The following is a 15175-nucleotide window of genomic DNA, read 5'->3' as shown; positions in this document are numbered from 1 at the left end:
CGACTGCCGTACGAACCGGTCCGTCCGGTCCGTCATACTCGACGGGTGAGTACGATTCCCGAGATCCGCACCCTGCCCGTACCCGATGGCCTGGAGGGCGAGCGCGTCGATGCCGCGATCGCCCGGATGTTCGGCTTCTCGCGGACCAAGGCGGCCGAACTGGCCGCTGCCGGGAAGGTGCAGGTCGACGGCAGCGTGGCGGGCAAGTCCGACCGGGTCTCCGGCGGTGCCTGGCTCGAGGTCGAGATGCCGCAGGCCGCGCCGCCGGTGCAGATCGTCGCCGAGCCCGTCGAGGGCATGGAGATCGTCCACGACGACGACGACATCGTGGTGATCGTCAAGCCGGTCGGTGTCGCCGCCCACCCCAGCCCCGGCTGGTCCGGTCCCACCGTGATCGGCGGACTGGCCGCCGCCGGGTTCCGGATCTCCACCTCCGGCGCCGCCGAGCGGCAGGGCATCGTCCACCGGCTGGACGTGGGCACCTCCGGGCTGATGGTCGTGGCCAAGTCCGAGCGCGCGTACACCCTGCTCAAGCAGCAGTTCCGGGAGCGCACCGTGGACAAGCGCTACCACGCGCTGGTGCAGGGCCACCCGGACCCGCTGAGCGGCACCATCGACGCGCCCATCGGCCGCCACCCCCAGCATGACTACAAGTGGGCGGTGACCAGCGAGGGCAAGCCCAGCGTCACCCACTACGACCTGATCGAGGCATTCCGCGCCGCCAGTCTGCTGGACATCAAGCTCGAGACCGGCCGCACCCATCAGATCCGGGTGCATATGTCCGCCCACCGCCACCCCTGCGTCGGCGACCTCACCTATGGCGCGGACCCCACGCTCGCCAAGCGGCTGAAGCTCACCCGGCAGTGGCTGCACGCGGTCCGGCTGGGCTTCGAGCACCCCGCCGACGGCGGCTGGGCCGAGTTCGAGAGCGCCTACCCCGACGACCTCCAGCGGTCGCTGGACATCGTGCGGGCGGAGAGCGCGTGACCGCCCACGTCATCCGCGTCATCACCGACGGCGACCTCACCGACTGCTTCGCGGTCCGCCGCGAGGTCTTCGTCGGTGAGCAGCGGATCCCCGAAGCCGAGGAGATGGACGCGTACGACGCGGAGGCCGTGCACCTCCTGGCCACCGGCGCCGCCGGGCGTCCGGTCGGCACCGTCCGCTTCCTGCACGGCGCGGCCGCCGACAAGAAGTACGGCCGGGCCGGGGTGGAGGGTGCCACCACCGCCGCCCTCGGCCGGCTGGCCGTGACGGCGGCGGCGCGTGGCACCGGGCTCGGCGCCGCGCTGGTGCGGGCCGTCGAGGCCGAAGCCCTCCGCCGCGGGCTCACCGCGGTCTACCTGGAGGCCCAGACCCAAGCGCTCGGCTTCTACGAGCGGCTGGGCTACACGGCGTCCGGTCCGGAGTTCGACGAGGGAAGCGGCATCCCGCACCGCGCGATGCGGCGGGAGCTGTAGGGGCGGTTACCTCAGCCGCGGCCGCGGCCCGAGCCGTCCTTGCTCAGCCGGTCGTCGAAGCGGGTGAAGTGGTCCTCCCGCTCGGAGCGGCGCCGGGGCTGCGGTGCGGGCGCCGTGGTCGGCGCCGGAGCGGTGGCGATCTTCGGCAGGGCGTAGGGATGGGCGTCCCGCAGGAACGCGATCATCTGCTCGCGCACCTCGCAGCGGACCGTCCAGGCGTCGTCCGGATCCCGGGCGGTGACCAGCGCCCGCACCACGATGGTGCTCGGGGTGGTGTCCGTGACCAGCAGGTTCCAGTCCCGGCCGTCCCAGGCGGTGGAGCTCTGCACGATCTCCCGCAGCCGGTCGCGCATCTCCTCGACGGGTGCGCCGTGGTCCAGGTGGAACAGGACGGTGGCGGTCTTCTGGGTCCCGCCGCGCGACCAGTTCTCGAACGGCTTCGAGGTGAAGTACGACACCGGCATGGTGATCCGGCGCTCGTCCCAGGTCCGTACGGACAGGAACGTCAGCGTGATCTCCTCGACCGTGCCCCACTCGCCGTCGACCACCACCGTGTCGCCGATGCGCACCATGTCGCCGAAGGCGATCTGCAGCCCGGCGAACAGGTTGCCCAGGGTCGACTGGGCGGCGATACCGGCGACTATGCCGACGAGTCCGGCGGACGCCAGCATCGAGGTGCCCACCGCGCGCATCGCCGGGAAGGTCAGCAGCATCGCGGAGATCGCCACCACCCCGACGACCGCGGTGACCACCCGCTGGATCAGCGTCACCTGGGTGCGCACCCGGCGCACCCGGGCCGGGTCGTGGGCGCTGGCGGCGTAGCGCGAGTAGGTGGACTCCACCACCGCCGACGCGACCCGCACCACCAGCCAGGCGGTGGCCGCGATCAGCACCAGCGCCAGGAGCTGTCCGATGGCCGCGGTGTGCTCCTCGACGACCTCCGCCTGGGTCTCGTCGTACGAACCGCTCAGCAGCGCCGTGCACACGGTCACCTGCAGGGGCAGCCGGCAGCGGCGCAGCAGACCCCACAGCGGGGTCTCCGGGTGCCGGGCATCGGCCCTGCGCAGCAGCCAGTCGACGGCCCAGCCGACGCAGAGGGTGATGGCCAGCGAGCCGCCGATGACGACGAGCGGACGGAGTACGTCCTCCATGGACACTTACCTCATTCCTTCGGGAGTCCCGAGTCTCCCGTCTTCCCGGATCCACCTCCTCCGGAACGTAACTGGCACGATGGGACGAGCGCGAACCACGAAAGAAGGAGAAGTGAAGCGGTGGCGGAAGCGTCGACGGTCGTTCTGTTCCACTCCGTGTACGGGCTGCGCCCCGCGGTGCACACGGCGGCCGACCGGCTGCGCTCGGCCGGTCATGAGGTGATCGTGCCCGACCTGTACCAGGGGCGGACGGTGAGCAGCGTCGAGGAGGGCCGGGACCTCAAGGACGAGATCGGCCAGGAGGAACTGCTGAAGCGGGCCATCACCGCCGCTGCCCCGCACTCCGACCGCGGACTGGTCTACGCGGGCTTCTCGCTCGGCGCCTCGATCGCGCAGAACCTGGCCCTGGGCGATGAGAAGGCGCGCGGGCTGCTCCTGCTGCACGGCACCTCGGACCTGGCCGATGACGCGGCCGTCGATGAACTGCCGGTACAGCTGCACGTCGCCGACCCCGACCCGTTCGAGCCGCACGACTGGCTCAACGCGTGGTACCTGCGGATGCGGCGGGCCGGGGCCGATGTGGAGGTCTACCGGTACGCCGGGGCCGGTCACCTGTACACCGACCCCGAGCTCCCGGACTACGACGAGGAGGCGGCCGTGGCCACCTGGCGGGTGGCCCTCGGCTTCCTCGACCAGCTCTGACCGGGCGGACCCCGGCGCCGGAGGGGCGGGTTCAGCCCACCGGCTTGTCGACGCGCTCGACCTTCTGGGTGCCGGAGAGGGTGCGGTAGGACCGGTCCCAGGCGGAGGTGGCGTTGCGGTCGGCCTTGTCGGAGACCGTGTAGTAGTCCATCTGGGCCCGCTCGGCGGTGATGTCGAGCACCCCGTAGCCGTGCGAGTCCATGTCCACCCACTTCACATGGCGGTTGGCGGCCTTGATGGCGGCTGCCGCCACCAGGGACAGCGTGTGCGCCGGGATGTGGAGGATGTCGTCGATGTTGTCCGAGGTCACCGAGGTGACCACGAACTCGGTGGCGGCGGACCGGGACACCGGATAGGTGGCCGCCTTCACCGGTACGTCGGTGGCCCACGCCATGTGGATGTCGCCGGTCAGGAAGACGGTGTTGTCGATCGCGTTGTCGGTCAGATGGGCCAGCAGCTCGCGCCGGTCGTCCGTGTAGCCGTCCCACTGGTCGGTGTTGACGGCCAGCCCGCCCTTGGGCAGTCCGAGCAGTTCGGCGAGCGGGCCCAGCAGATCGGCCGGGATGGCGCCGAAGGCCACCGGGGAGATCATCACCGAGTTGCCCACCAGCCGCCAGGTGGTGTCGGAACCGGACAGCCCGGACTTCAGCCAGTCCAGCTGGGCGCGTCCGGTCAGGGTGCGGTTCGGGTCGTCCGCGTCACCGCTGCCGGTGGAGACCTGCTGGTTGCGGTAGGAGCGCAGGTCCAGCAGATGGAGGTCGGCCAGGGTGCCGTAGCGCAGCCGCCGGTAGGTGGTGCCCCCGGTGGAGGGGCGCACCGGCATCCACTCGAAGTACGCCTGCTTGGCGGCGGACATCCGGGACGCCCAGGCGCCCTCGCTGCCCGGGGTGTGGTTCTCCGCCCCGCCCGACCAGGCGTTGTCGGCGAACTCGTGGTCGTCCCAGATGGCGATCATCGGCAGTGCCGCGTGCATCGCCTGGACATCGGTGTCGGTCTTGTAGGTGGCGTGCCGGATCCGGTAGTCGGCGAGGGTGACGATCTCGTGGGCGGGCTTGTGCGGCCGGACGACGTACTTCGCCTCCGGGTACTCGCCGCTCTTGTACTCGTAGATGTAGTCGCCGAGGTGGAGGATGGCGTCCAGGTCGGTGCGGCCCGCCAGATGACGGTACGGCGCGAAGTAGCCCGACTCCCAGTTGGCGCAGGAGACCACACCGAAGCGGACGCCGTCGGTGGACGCGTGCTGGGCGGGGGTGGTGCGGGTGCGGCCCACCGGGGAGGTGGCACCGCCGTCGGCGCTGAACCGGTAGAAGTAGTCGGTGGCGGGCTTGAGTCCGCGGACATCGGCCTTGACGGTGTGATCGGTGGCGGCGGAGGCGCGCACGGTGCCGTGGGCGACGACGGAGCGGAAGTTGCGGTCGGAGGCCACCTCCCAGCGGACGTCGATGGCCGGGCCGCGCCCCGAGCCGGGCACCGCCTCGGGTGTGGGGGTGATCCGGGTCCACAGCAGGACTCCGTCGGGCAGCGGGTCACCCGAGGCGATGCCGTGCACGAAGGCCGGGCCGTTCGCGGCGTGGGCCGGGAGGCCGGCGGCGAGGGGCAGCAGGGCCGCGGTCGCCGCTACGGCCGTGACGGCGCTGCGGCGCGATATGTGGTGGTTGTCATGGGGGGTCACGGCGGACGAGATTACTGGGAAGTAATCCCAGGGGACAGGCCCCGGGAGGAAGTTCGCCTACACGTATCCCTAGATACCGCGCGAAGACACCACGGGGCCGGTGCGCAAGCCGATTCCGGCGCGCACCGGCCCCGCGAAGGCCCCGTGGGCCGCCGCTACTTCTTCAGGTACTTCTGGACGAGCGGCGTGAACTGGTCCGGGGTCATCGGCGGGTTGCCGTTGGCTTCCAGGTTGTGCCCGTTCATCTGGAAGGCCGGGGTACCGGACAGGTTGTCCCGCTTCGCCGCCGTGTCATAGGTCTTGGACATCTTGACCGCCCAGTGGTCGTAGGTGCCCTTCTTGACGGCCTGCTCGAACTCCTTGTTGCCCTTGAGAGCCTTGACCTGCTGGGCGACATCGAGCAGCTTCTTGTCCTCGGCGAAGGCGTCGTCGGTCTCCTCGGGGTGGTTCTTCGCCGAGAAGAGGGCGGACTTGTACTCCAGGAAGGCGTCCGGGCTGACGTTCAGCGCCGCGCCCAGCGCGCTCAGGGCGTTCTTGGAGCCGCTGCCGCGGATCTGCTGGGCGTCGTCGAGGAAGGCGGCCATCGTGAACTGGGCCTTGTAGGTGCCGTCCTTGATGCCCTTCTCGACGGTCTTGCCGGTGAACTGCTCGAACTGGGAACAGACCGGGCACCGCATGTCCTCGTAGACATGCAGGGTGTTCTTGGCGCTCTTCTTGCCGATGATGACGGTGGTGCCGTCGGGGCCGGAGGAGTTGGCGGGAGTGACCAGCTTGGTCTTCTCGGCCGCGACCTTCCACTTCTTGCTGGGGTTCTCGTCGTCACCGCCCAGGTTGGTGACGGCGTAACCTATGCCGCCGGCTATCGCCAGGACCGCCAGGACCGCGCCGCCGACGAACAGCTGGCGGCGTGCCCGGTCCCGCTTCGCCTGGCGCTCGCGCTCGGCGCGCAGCCGCTCGCGCGCGGCCTGCTTGTTCTGGTGGCTATTGCGGTTGCTCATATGTGATCGATCTCCGTCGTGAAAGCGTCAGTACTGCGTACGGGTGTAGGGATCGCTGTGCTCAGGGCCGTACGAGCCGTAGGCGCTCGATGAACGGTGTCAGCGGTACGTGCCCGGAGCGGTGCTCAGACCAGGGCCGAGCGGGGCGGTCCACGGCGCACGACGGAGTGCACCAGCAGGGGGAGCGCGGGTGCCGGACGGACCGGGCGCACCGTGCGTGCGGCGGGCCGGCGGGGGCGCAGGGCCGCCCCGGCCGCCGCGGCGGCCAGCAGCAGCGGCCGGAAGGCGAACCCGGCCAGCGCGCCCAGCAGCCGCCCGACGGCGGCCTCACCGCGGCGCAGCCAGGCCGAGGCGACCAGCCCCACCGCGATATGGGCGGCCAGCAGCAGCCAGGGCGTGGCGGAGCTGACCGTGTCCGTCAGCGCGGTACCGCCGCTCGCGTGGGTGACCCGGGCCAGCGGGGTGCCGACGTCTCCGCCGCCGCAGAGCACCGTGACGCCCATGGAGCGCAGGGAGCCCGCCACCGGGCCGCCGGACGGCCCGTAACAGGCGTCCTGGCCGGTGGTGAAGACGGTGTCGGCGGCCAGCTCCAGCGGGACCAGCAGGGCCGCGATGCCCCAGAAGCCGCGCTCGCGCCCGGCGAGGGCGTAGGCGACGGCGAAGACGGCGACCGACAGCACGGCGATCGTGGTCAGCGGCAGCGGGGTCTGTGACAGCAGCACATGGGACGCCGACGACAGCGTGACGCACAGCGCTGTGAAGAGCGCCGCGCGCACGGTCCTCAGCTGCGGTCCGGTGCCGTCCATGACCTCAAATTTTGCCACGGTCGGTCGTAGGAGTGACATCAAGAGCCGGGCCGGGCTCCCGGTCAGTCCCTGAGCTGGTCGTTCACCGCCCTGGTGAACTCCGCCGCGGTCGTCGGGGCGTTTCCGCCGCTCCCGGTGAGCGCGGTGCCGTCGAGCTTCAGGGCGGGGGCGCCGTTCACCCCGGAGCGGTCGAAGACCGCGGACACCTCCTTGGCCCAGCGGTCGTAGGTGCCCTTGCGGACGGCGGTGCGGAAGGCGGCGCTGTCGTCGAGGGCGGGCACGTCCTCGGCCACGTCCAGCAGGAAGCTGTCCTGGGCGAAGGAGTCCGTGGACTCCTCGGGGTGGTGCTCCGCGGACAGCAGCGCGGCCTTGTAGTCCCAGAAGGCGTCGGTGCTCACGTTCAGTGCGGCGCCGAGCGCGCTGAGTGCGTTCCGGGAGCCGCTGCCCTTCAGGTTCCGGTCCAGGAAGGTGGCGAAGTGGAACGACGCCCGGTACTTGCCGTCCTCGACGTCCTCGCGGACGGTGGGTCCGACCTTCTGTTCGAACTGGGCGCACGGCGGGCAGCGCAGGTCCTCGTAGAGGTCGAGGGTGTGCTTCGCGCCCTCCTCGCCGATGAGCACGGTGGTGCCGCGCGGACCGGAGGTGTGCGCGGGGGCGACCAGGGTGCCGGACCCGGAGCCGCCTCCCGAGCCGCCGGTGCCGCTGCCGCTGCCGGAGTCCTCACCCCCCGAGCCGGAGCCGGAGCCGCTGCCGGAGCCGCCCGCGACGTCGCCCGACGGCGCGGCGCCGCCCGGGACGGGCAGGGAGGGCTGCGCCTGGTCCTGGTTGCCCTGGGGGCCGTCGTGCTGCTCGTCGTCGGTGATCACCAGCACGGCGGCCAGTACCGCGGCGGCGGCCGACACCCCGATGATCGCGGTCAGCGCGGCCCGGCGCTGCCGGTCGCGCGGTGGCGGCGGAGTGCCCCAGCCGCCGCCACCGCCACCCGGTGGCGGCGCGGCAGGGCCGGGCGGAAAGCCCGGGGGCTGGGCGGGCGGTGGCCCGGGAGGCGGCGGGGGCGATCCCGGCGGAGTCGTCCCGGGCTGCGGGAACGACTGGTGCCGGCCGTTGTGCTGCGGGTTCGGCTCGCCCCCCGGCGGCTGCTGTCCGTGCTGTCCAGGCCACATGGCCGTAACGATAGAGGGCGGACCCGGGGGAGTGGGGCCGCGGGTGGGGCCAACGTCCGTCCGCGGCCCGGGAACACGGCCGCCGCCGGAGCCCGGTCGCCCGGGTCCGGCGGCGGCCGGCCGCCGCGTCCGCGGCCCGTCGTCAGAGCCCGGGGATACGGCCGTTGCGGAAGAGGTCCACGAAGATCTGGTGGTCGGCCCGCGCCCGCGCCCCGTAGGAGTGCGCGAAGTCCACCAGCAGCTCCGCGAAGCCGTCCTCGTCGGCGGCGATCACCGCGTCGATGGCGCGCTCGGTGGAGAACGGAACCAGCGAGTGGCCGCTCTGGTCGTCGGCGGCCGCGTGCATGGTCGCCGTGGCCCGTCCCAGATCGGCGACGACCGCCGCGATCTCGGTCGGGTCGTCGATGTCCGACCAGTCGAGGTCCACCGCGTACGGCGAGATCTCGGCGACCAGCTGCCCGGCGCCGTCCAGCTCGGTCCAGCCCAGCCACGGGTCGGCGTGGGCCTGGAGGGCGCGCTGGGAGATGACCGTGCGATGGCCCTCGTGCTGGAAGTACGAGCGCACCTGCTCATCGGTGATGTGCCGGGAGACCGCCGGGGTCTGCCCCTGCTTCATGTAGATCACCACATCGTTCTCCAGGGCGTCGCTGTTGCCCTCGAGGAGGATGTTGTACGAGGGGAGCCCGGCGCTGCCGATGCCGATACCCCGGCGGCCCACCACGTCCTTGACGCGGTAGGAGTCGGGGCGGGTGAGGCTGGCCTCCGGCAGTGTCTCCAGATAGCCGTCGAAGGCGGCCAGGACCTTGTAACGGGTGGCGGCGTCCAGCTCGATGGAGCCGCCGCCCCCGGCGAACCGGCGCTCGAAGTCGCGGATCTCGGTCATCGAGTCCAGCAGTCCGAAGCGGGTGAGCGACCGGGCGTCGCGCAGCGCGTCCAGCAGCGGGCCCTCGGCGGTCTCCAGGGTGAACGGCGGCACCTCGTCGTCCTTGGCGCCGGTGGCCAGGGCGTGGATGCGCTCGCGGTACGCGGCGGCGTAGGTGCGCACCAGGTCGGAGATCATCTCGTCGCTGAGCGCCTTGGTGTAGCCGATCAGCGCGACCGAGGCGGCGAAGCGCTTGAGGTCCCAGGTGAAGGGGCCGACGTATGCCTCGTCGAAGTCGTTCACATTGAAGATCAGCCGCCCGTTGGCGTCCATGTAGGTGCCGAAGTTCTCGGCGTGGAGATCGCCGTGGATCCAGACCCGGCTGGTGCGCTCGTCCAGATAGGGGCCGCCCGCGCGCTCCCGCTCCGCGTCCGCGTAGAACAGACACGCCGTACCGCGGTAGAAGGCGAACGCCGAGGCGGCCATCTTGCGGAATTTGACGCGGAAGGCGGCCGGGTCGGCGGCGAGCAGCTCGCCGAAGGCGGTGTCGAAGACGGCGAGGATGTGTTCGCCGCGCTGTTCCGCCAGGCTCTGCTGGGTCGACATGCGGAACGCCTCCTGGGGCATGAGAGATCTGGCCGGGGTGGATGGAACCGAACAGGAACCGACAGGGTAGTTTCCGTCCCGCCCCGGCGTGCGCGTCATCGCCCGGCGGAGGGGACGGCCCGTCCGGACCAACGCCTGAGGCTACTCGCGAGTGCCCGTCCGCTGTCAGTGCGGAGGGGTAACCTTCGGAGCTGGCCCCGCCCTGCCGCCGTCGACCGCTCCCGGAGGTCTGCCACCGTGACCAAGCCGCCCTTCACGCACCTGCACGTCCACACCCAGTACTCGCTGCTGGACGGTGCCGCGCGGCTCAAGGACATGTTCAACGCGTGCAACGAGATGGGCATGACCCATATCGCCATGACCGACCACGGCAACCTGCACGGGGCGTACGACTTCTACCAGCAGGCGACGGGCGCCGGGGTCACTCCGATCATCGGTATCGAGGCGTATGTGGCGCCGGAGTCCCGCCGCTACAAGCGGAGGGTGCAGTGGGGCCAGCCGCACCAGAAGCGCGATGACGTCTCCGGTTCCGGTGGTTACACCCACAAGACCATCTGGGCGGCGAACAAGACCGGTCTGCACAATCTCTTCCGGCTCTCCTCCGACGCCTATATGGAGGGCTATTTCGTCAAATGGCCCCGGATGGACAAGGAGACCATCGCCCAGTGGTCGGAGGGTCTGATCGCCTCCACCGGCTGCCCCTCGGGCGAGCTCCAGACCCGGCTGCGGCTCGGGCAGTTCGACGAGGCCGTGAAGGCCGCCTCCGAGTACCAGGACATCTTCGGCAAGGACCGCTACTTCCTGGAGCTGATGGACCACGGCATCGAGATCGAGCGCCGGGTCCGGGACGGGCTGCTGGAGGTCGGCAAGAAGCTGGGCATCCCCCCGCTGGTCACCAATGACTCGCACTACACCTACTCCCGCGAGTCCGTGGCCCATGACGCGCTGCTGTGCGTCCAGACCGGCAAGAACCTCTCCGACCCCGACCGCTTCCGCTTCGACGGCACCGGCTACTACCTGAAGTCCACCGACGAGATGTACGCCATCGACTCCTCGGACGCCTGGCAGGAGGGCTGCCGGAACACGCTGCTGGTGGCCGAGCAGATCGACAACACCGGCTGGTTCGAGAAGCGCGACCTGATGCCGCGGTTCGACGTCCCCGAGGGGTTCACCGAGGTCACCTGGTTCCAGGAGGAGGTCCGCAAGGGGATGGCCCGCCGCTTCCCCGGCGGCATCCCCGAGGACCGCCAGAAGCTCGTCGAGTACGAGATGGACGTCATCATCCAGATGGGGTTCCCGGGGTACTTCCTCGTGGTCGCCGACTTCATCATGTGGGCGAAGAACAACGGCATCGCGGTCGGCCCCGGCCGTGGCTCCGCGGCCGGATCGATCGTCTCGTACGCGATGGGCATCACCGACCTCGACCCCATCGAGCACGGGCTGATCTTCGAGCGGTTCCTTAACCCGGAGCGCGTCTCCATGCCCGATGTCGACATCGACTTCGACGAGCGCAGGCGCGGTGAGGTCATCCGGTACGTCACCGAGAAGTACGGCGCCGACAAGGTCGCCCAGATCGGCACCTACGGCACCATCAAGGCCAAGAACGCGATCAAGGACTCGGCCCGGGTGCTCGGCTATCCGTACGCGATGGGCGACCGCATCACCAAGGCCATGCCCGCCGATGTGCTCGGCAAGGGCATCCCGCTGTCCGGTATCACCGACGAGAAGCACCCCCGCTACAGCGAGGCGGGCGAAGTGCGCGGGATGTACGAGAACGAGCCGGATGTGAAGAAGGTCATCGACACCGCGCGCGGTATCGAGGGCCTGGTGCGCCAGATGGGCGTGCACGCCGCGGGCGTGATCATGTCGAGCGAGACGGTCACCGACCACGTCCCGGTCTTCTCGCCGAAGAACGACGGCCAGGTCGTCACCCAGTGGGACTACCCCACCTGTGAGTCGCTCGGCCTGCTGAAGATGGACTTCCTCGGCCTGCGGAACCTCACCATCATGGATGACGCCGTGAAGATGGTGCGGGCCAACAAGGGCGTCGACCTCACGATGCTCGATCTGACCCTGGACGACCCCAAGACCTTCGAACTGCTCTGCCGAGGTGACACCCTCGGCGTCTTCCAGTTCGACGGCGGCCCCATGCGCTCCCTGCTGCGCATGATGAAGCCCGACAACTTCGAGGACATTTCCGCCGTCTCGGCCCTGTACCGGCCGGGTCCGATGGGCATGAACTCGCATATCAACTACGCGCTGCGGAAGAACGGCCAGCAGGAGATCACCCCGATCCACCCCGAGCTGGAGGAGCCGCTCAAGGAGGTCCTCGGGATCACCTACGGCCTCATCGTCTACCAGGAGCAGGTGCAGAAGGCCGCCCAGGTGCTCGCGGGCTATTCGCTGGGCCAGGCCGACCTGCTGCGCCGGGCGATGGGCAAGAAGAAGCCCGAGGTGCTGGAGAAGGAGTTCGTCAACTTCCAGAAGGGCGCCCGCGACAAGGGGTACTCGGACGAGGCGATCCAGGCGGTCTGGGACGTGCTGGTCCCGTTCGCCGGATACGCGTTCAACAAGGCGCACTCCTCCGCTTACGGCCTGGTCACCTACTGGACCGCCTACCTCAAGGCCAACTACCCGGCCGAGTACATGGCGGCCCTGCTCACCTCGGTGCGCGACGACAAGGACAAGTCGGCGGTCTACCTCAACGAGTGCCGCCGCATGGGCATCAAGGTCCTCACACCGAATGTGAACGAGTCGGAGGCCAACTTCACCGCGCAGGGCGATGATGTGATCCTCTTCGGCCTCACCGCCGTGCGGAACGTCGGTCAGAACGTGGTGGAAGCGATCATCCGCAGCCGCAAGTCCAAGGGGAAGTACAGCTCCTTCCCCGACTACCTGGACAAGGTCGAGGCGGTCGTCTGCAACAAGCGCACCACCGAATCGCTGATCAAGGCGGGCGCCTTCGACGAGATGGGCCACACCCGCAAGGGACTCACCGCCCACTACGAGACGATGATCGACAACGTGGTGGCGGTGAAGCGCAAGGAGGCCGAGGGACAGTTCGACCTCTTCGGCGGGATGGGCGACGACAGCGGTGGCGACGGTCCGGGCTTCGGTCTGGACATCGAGTTCTCCGATGTCGAATGGGAGAAGACCTATCTGCTCGCCCAGGAGCGGGAGATGCTCGGCCTCTATGTCTCCGACCATCCGCTCTTCGGTATCGAGCACGTCCTCAACGAGAAGGCGGACGCCGCCATCGCCCAGCTCACCGGCGGTGAGCACAGCGACGGCGCGATCGTCACCATCGGCGGCATCATCTCCGGCCTCCAGCGCAAGATGACCAAACAGGGCAACGCCTGGGCCATCGCCACCGTCGAGGACCTGGCCGGTTCCATCGAGTGCATGTTCTTCCCGGCCACCTACCAGCTGGTCTCCACCCAGCTGGTCGAGGACGCGGTGGTCTTCGTCAAGGGCCGTCTCGACAAGCGCGAGGACGTGCCCCGGCTGGTCGCGATGGAGCTGATGGTCCCCGATCTGTCCGAGGCGTCGGCCAACGCCCCGGTGACGATCACCATTCCCACGGTCAAGGTCACCCCGCCGCTGGTGGAGAAGCTGGGCGAGGTGCTCAGCCACCACCGCGGTGCCACCGAGGTGCGGATCAAGCTCCAAGGGGCCCGCAAGACCACGGTGCTGAGGCTCGACCGGCACCGGGTCACCGCGGACCCGGCCCTGTTCGGCGATCTCAAGGTGCTGCTGGGGGCATCCTGTCTGGCCGGATGAGTCCGGCCCGGTAGCCGTATGAGGGGCGCGCCCGTCCGGGCGCGCCCCTCAACCGCTTTCAGGCGGTGGTCAGTTGTGGCCGAAACTCTTCTGCCGGTCCTTGCGGCCCGCCGCCGGGGCGCCCTCCGGTCGCATCGCCTGCCCCTCCTGCGAGGACGTCTGCGTCTGCTCGGCGGGGCGGTCCACGGCGCCGTCCTGGCGCGCCTGCGGCTGCTTGCGATCGCGGTTCTTGTTCTTGCCCATGGTGGTGTGCCTCCAGTTGGAATCAGCCCCCCGGTGAAGGGCCCTCCGGAGAGGAAGCCCTCCGGGAAGAACAGTGACATGTCTCAGGGACCTGTGCATTTCGGGCAATTACCGTGAGTGAGAAGGGGGGTCTTCGCGGGTAGGCCGTATCCGCCACGCCGGTGATCCAGTTCGGACTGATAACCCCCGCACGGTCGGGCAGACTCGAAAGAAAGCGCAACTGAATTTCCGGGGCACGGCTGTGTACGGGGGCGACCGAGGACTGGACTGTCTGAAAGAGGGTGGAACGTGGACCGCTGCGTCGTCCTGGTGGACGCCGGCTATCTGCTGGGCGCCGCCGCGAGCCTGCTGGCCGGGGAACCCGCCCGGTCCCGTATCTCCGTCGACCACGCGACCCTCATCCAGGGGCTGCGGGAGCGCGCCGAGGCCGAGACCGAGCGCCCTCTGCTGCGTATCTACTGGTTCGACGGCGCCCCCGACCGCGTACCCCAGCCCGAGCACCGCCGACTGCGGGTGATGCCCCGGGTGACCGTCCGGCTCGGCGCTCTGACCCGCAGCGACGGGCGCTGGGCGCAGAAGGGCGTGGACGCCGCCATGCACGCCGAACTCACCGAACTCGCCCGCAACCGCGCCTGCTCCGACATCGTGCTGGTCACCGGGGACGGCGATCTGCTGCCCGGGCTGATGTCGGCCAAGGAGCACGGGGTCGCCGTCCATCTGTGGGCCGTCCAGGCCGCGGACGGCGACTACAACCAGTCCGAGGACCTGGTCGCCGAGGCCGATGAGCGGCGGGTGCTGGACCGCGCCTGGATCACCGGGGCGGTCCGCGCCAAGGAGCCCCCCGGCACCTGCGCCCCCACCTCGGCGCCGCGTCCGGAGATCGCCGCCATCCTGTCCGCCCCGCTGCCCGAGACGGCGGCCGCCGCCGCGGCGGCGGCCGGATCCGGCACCGACGCCCCCTCCAGGCGCAACGGCACCGCCCGCCCCGGCGCGGGTGTGGTCACCCGTGGCGCGACGGACGGTGGCGGGAGCGCGGCGGCCGCCGCCGGGTCCGGTACGGCCGCCGACGGGACGACGGGCACGGCCAAGGGCGTGCCCACTCCCAAGGACCTCGCGGGGCTCGGCCGGGCCCACGCCGGTTCCGCGGCCCAGCACCCCGTCCCCAGCGCCACCTTGCGCTGGTCCTCCGACCGGGGCTATATCGACCGGGGCCCGGGCACCGGGGTGGGCGAGCCGCCGGAGACCGCCAACCTCCCGATGCTGGCCCAGCTCACCAGTGCCGAGCAGCGCTGGGCCGACCGCGAGGAGGACATCACCACCGTCTCCGGCGACCCCTTCGAGGTCGGCCAGGTCTTCGCCCGCCGCTGGATCGAGCGGCTCTCCGAACCCGGCCACCTCCCACAGCTGTCCACCGAGTATCCGCGCATCCCGCACCGCATCGACGGCGAACTGCTGCGGTACGCCGCCCGCTTCGGTCTGCTCGCCCACAAGGACGACCAGATCGACGAGCACGACCGCTATGCGATCCGCGCCGGGTTCTGGCGCGAGATCGACGTCCGGACGGCCGCCGAGCACGCACCGGCGCCCGATTAGGCGGTGCGGGGAACCGGCCCGCGCCGGGACGTTCCGCCCCCTTCCGGAGACCGTCGTACACGCCTGCCGCCGCGTTCACCCGACTGCTGTAATCGGCTTCACCGGCCCGGCCCGGCGCGGTGGCCGGGCGGGCACCCGA

The 15175-nt window shown here is 70.4% G+C and carries 12 protein-coding genes; 5 read left to right on the top strand and 7 right to left on the bottom strand.

The annotated features are described in order from the left end of the window. Positions 1 to 45: 45 nt before the first annotated feature. Together AC07FT_RS00195 and AC07FT_RS00190 are read left to right on the top strand one after the other, a co-directional pair. A complete protein-coding gene (locus AC07FT_RS00195; RefSeq protein WP_479172752.1) occupies positions 46 to 987 on the top strand; it encodes an RluA family pseudouridine synthase in 942 nt (313 codons plus the stop codon). Continuing rightward, a complete protein-coding gene (locus AC07FT_RS00190) occupies positions 984 to 1460 on the top strand; it encodes a GNAT family N-acetyltransferase (protein WP_479172751.1) in 477 nt (158 codons plus the stop codon). The genes AC07FT_RS00195 and AC07FT_RS00190 overlap by 4 nt, the downstream gene beginning before the upstream one ends. An 11-nt stretch (positions 1461 to 1471) precedes the next feature. On the opposite strand, the gene AC07FT_RS00185 is transcribed toward AC07FT_RS00190, so the two are convergent. Continuing rightward, positions 1472 to 2611, bottom strand: coding sequence for a mechanosensitive ion channel family protein (locus tag AC07FT_RS00185; RefSeq protein WP_479172750.1), 1140 nt, complete (start codon positions 2609 to 2611; stop codon positions 1472 to 1474). Positions 2612 to 2731: 120 nt separating this feature from the next. Between AC07FT_RS00185 and AC07FT_RS00180 the strand changes: the two genes are divergently transcribed. Then, entirely contained in the window at positions 2732 to 3313 is a 582-nt protein-coding gene (locus tag AC07FT_RS00180; RefSeq protein ID WP_471195827.1) for a dienelactone hydrolase family protein, read from the top strand. A 31-nt stretch (positions 3314 to 3344) separates the two neighbouring features. Here AC07FT_RS00180 and AC07FT_RS00175 read toward each other — a convergent pair whose 3' ends face one another. The 5 genes from AC07FT_RS00175 to AC07FT_RS00155 form a co-directional block, all read right to left on the bottom strand. After that, the gene (locus AC07FT_RS00175; protein WP_479172748.1) at positions 3345 to 4985 is read right to left on the bottom strand and encodes an alkaline phosphatase D family protein; all 1641 of its coding nucleotides are present in this window, start codon (positions 4983 to 4985) and stop codon (positions 3345 to 3347) included. Between the two features lie 155 nt (positions 4986 to 5140). Next, complete coding sequence (locus AC07FT_RS00170; RefSeq protein WP_471195834.1) at positions 5141 to 5983, bottom strand: thioredoxin domain-containing protein; 843 nt, start codon at positions 5981 to 5983, stop codon at positions 5141 to 5143. Between the two features lie 125 nt (positions 5984 to 6108). Beyond that, complete coding sequence (locus tag AC07FT_RS00165; RefSeq protein WP_479172746.1) at positions 6109 to 6789, bottom strand: hypothetical protein; 681 nt, start codon at positions 6787 to 6789, stop codon at positions 6109 to 6111. Positions 6790 to 6851: 62 nt separating this feature from the next. Next, positions 6852 to 7952 carry a thioredoxin domain-containing protein gene (locus AC07FT_RS00160; protein WP_479172744.1) on the bottom strand — a complete coding sequence of 367 codons (1101 nt, stop codon included), beginning with the start codon at positions 7950 to 7952 and terminating at the stop codon, positions 6852 to 6854. 142 nt (positions 7953 to 8094) lie between these two features. Next, on the bottom strand, positions 8095 to 9420 hold the full coding sequence (locus AC07FT_RS00155) for a DUF2252 domain-containing protein (RefSeq protein WP_471195842.1): 1326 nt from the start codon (positions 9418 to 9420) through the stop codon (positions 8095 to 8097). Between the two features lie 237 nt (positions 9421 to 9657). Between AC07FT_RS00155 and dnaE the strand changes: the two genes are divergently transcribed. Beyond that, on the top strand, positions 9658 to 13200 hold the full coding sequence (dnaE, locus tag AC07FT_RS00150; protein WP_479172742.1) for a DNA polymerase III subunit alpha: 3543 nt from the start codon (positions 9658 to 9660) through the stop codon (positions 13198 to 13200). Positions 13201 to 13269: 69 nt separating this feature from the next. On the opposite strand, the gene AC07FT_RS00145 is transcribed toward dnaE, so the two are convergent. Continuing rightward, positions 13270 to 13443: a hypothetical protein gene (locus AC07FT_RS00145; RefSeq protein WP_479172741.1), complete on the bottom strand. Its 174-nt coding sequence runs from the start codon at positions 13441 to 13443 to the stop codon at positions 13270 to 13272. 288 nt (positions 13444 to 13731) lie between these two features. Here AC07FT_RS00145 and AC07FT_RS00140 point away from each other — a divergent pair, with 288 nt between their 5' ends. Further along, complete coding sequence (locus tag AC07FT_RS00140) at positions 13732 to 15036, top strand: NYN domain-containing protein (RefSeq protein ID WP_479172740.1); 1305 nt, start codon at positions 13732 to 13734, stop codon at positions 15034 to 15036. Positions 15037 to 15175: the final 139 nt, after the last annotated feature.

This window comes from Streptomyces sp. NPDC045899, from assembly GCF_056431485.1.
This window is presented reverse-complemented; position numbering and strand designations above follow the sequence as displayed.

Excerpts from the sequence above, each read along its gene's own strand:
- AC07FT_RS00185 (WP_479172750.1), bottom strand. The coding sequence starts at position 2,611 with ATGGAGGACGTACTCCGTCCGCTCGTCGTCATCGGCGGCTCGCTGGCC.
- AC07FT_RS00165 (WP_479172746.1), bottom strand. The coding sequence starts at position 6,789 with ATGGACGGCACCGGACCGCAGCTGAGGACCGTGCGCGCGGCGCTCTTC.
- AC07FT_RS00170 (WP_471195834.1), bottom strand. The coding sequence starts at position 5,983 with ATGAGCAACCGCAATAGCCACCAGAACAAGCAGGCCGCGCGCGAGCGG.
- AC07FT_RS00145 (WP_479172741.1), bottom strand. The coding sequence starts at position 13,443 with ATGGGCAAGAACAAGAACCGCGATCGCAAGCAGCCGCAGGCGCGCCAG.
- AC07FT_RS00155 (WP_471195842.1), bottom strand. The coding sequence starts at position 9,420 with ATGTCGACCCAGCAGAGCCTGGCGGAACAGCGCGGCGAACACATCCTC.
- AC07FT_RS00160 (WP_479172744.1), bottom strand. The coding sequence starts at position 7,952 with ATGTGGCCTGGACAGCACGGACAGCAGCCGCCGGGGGGCGAGCCGAAC.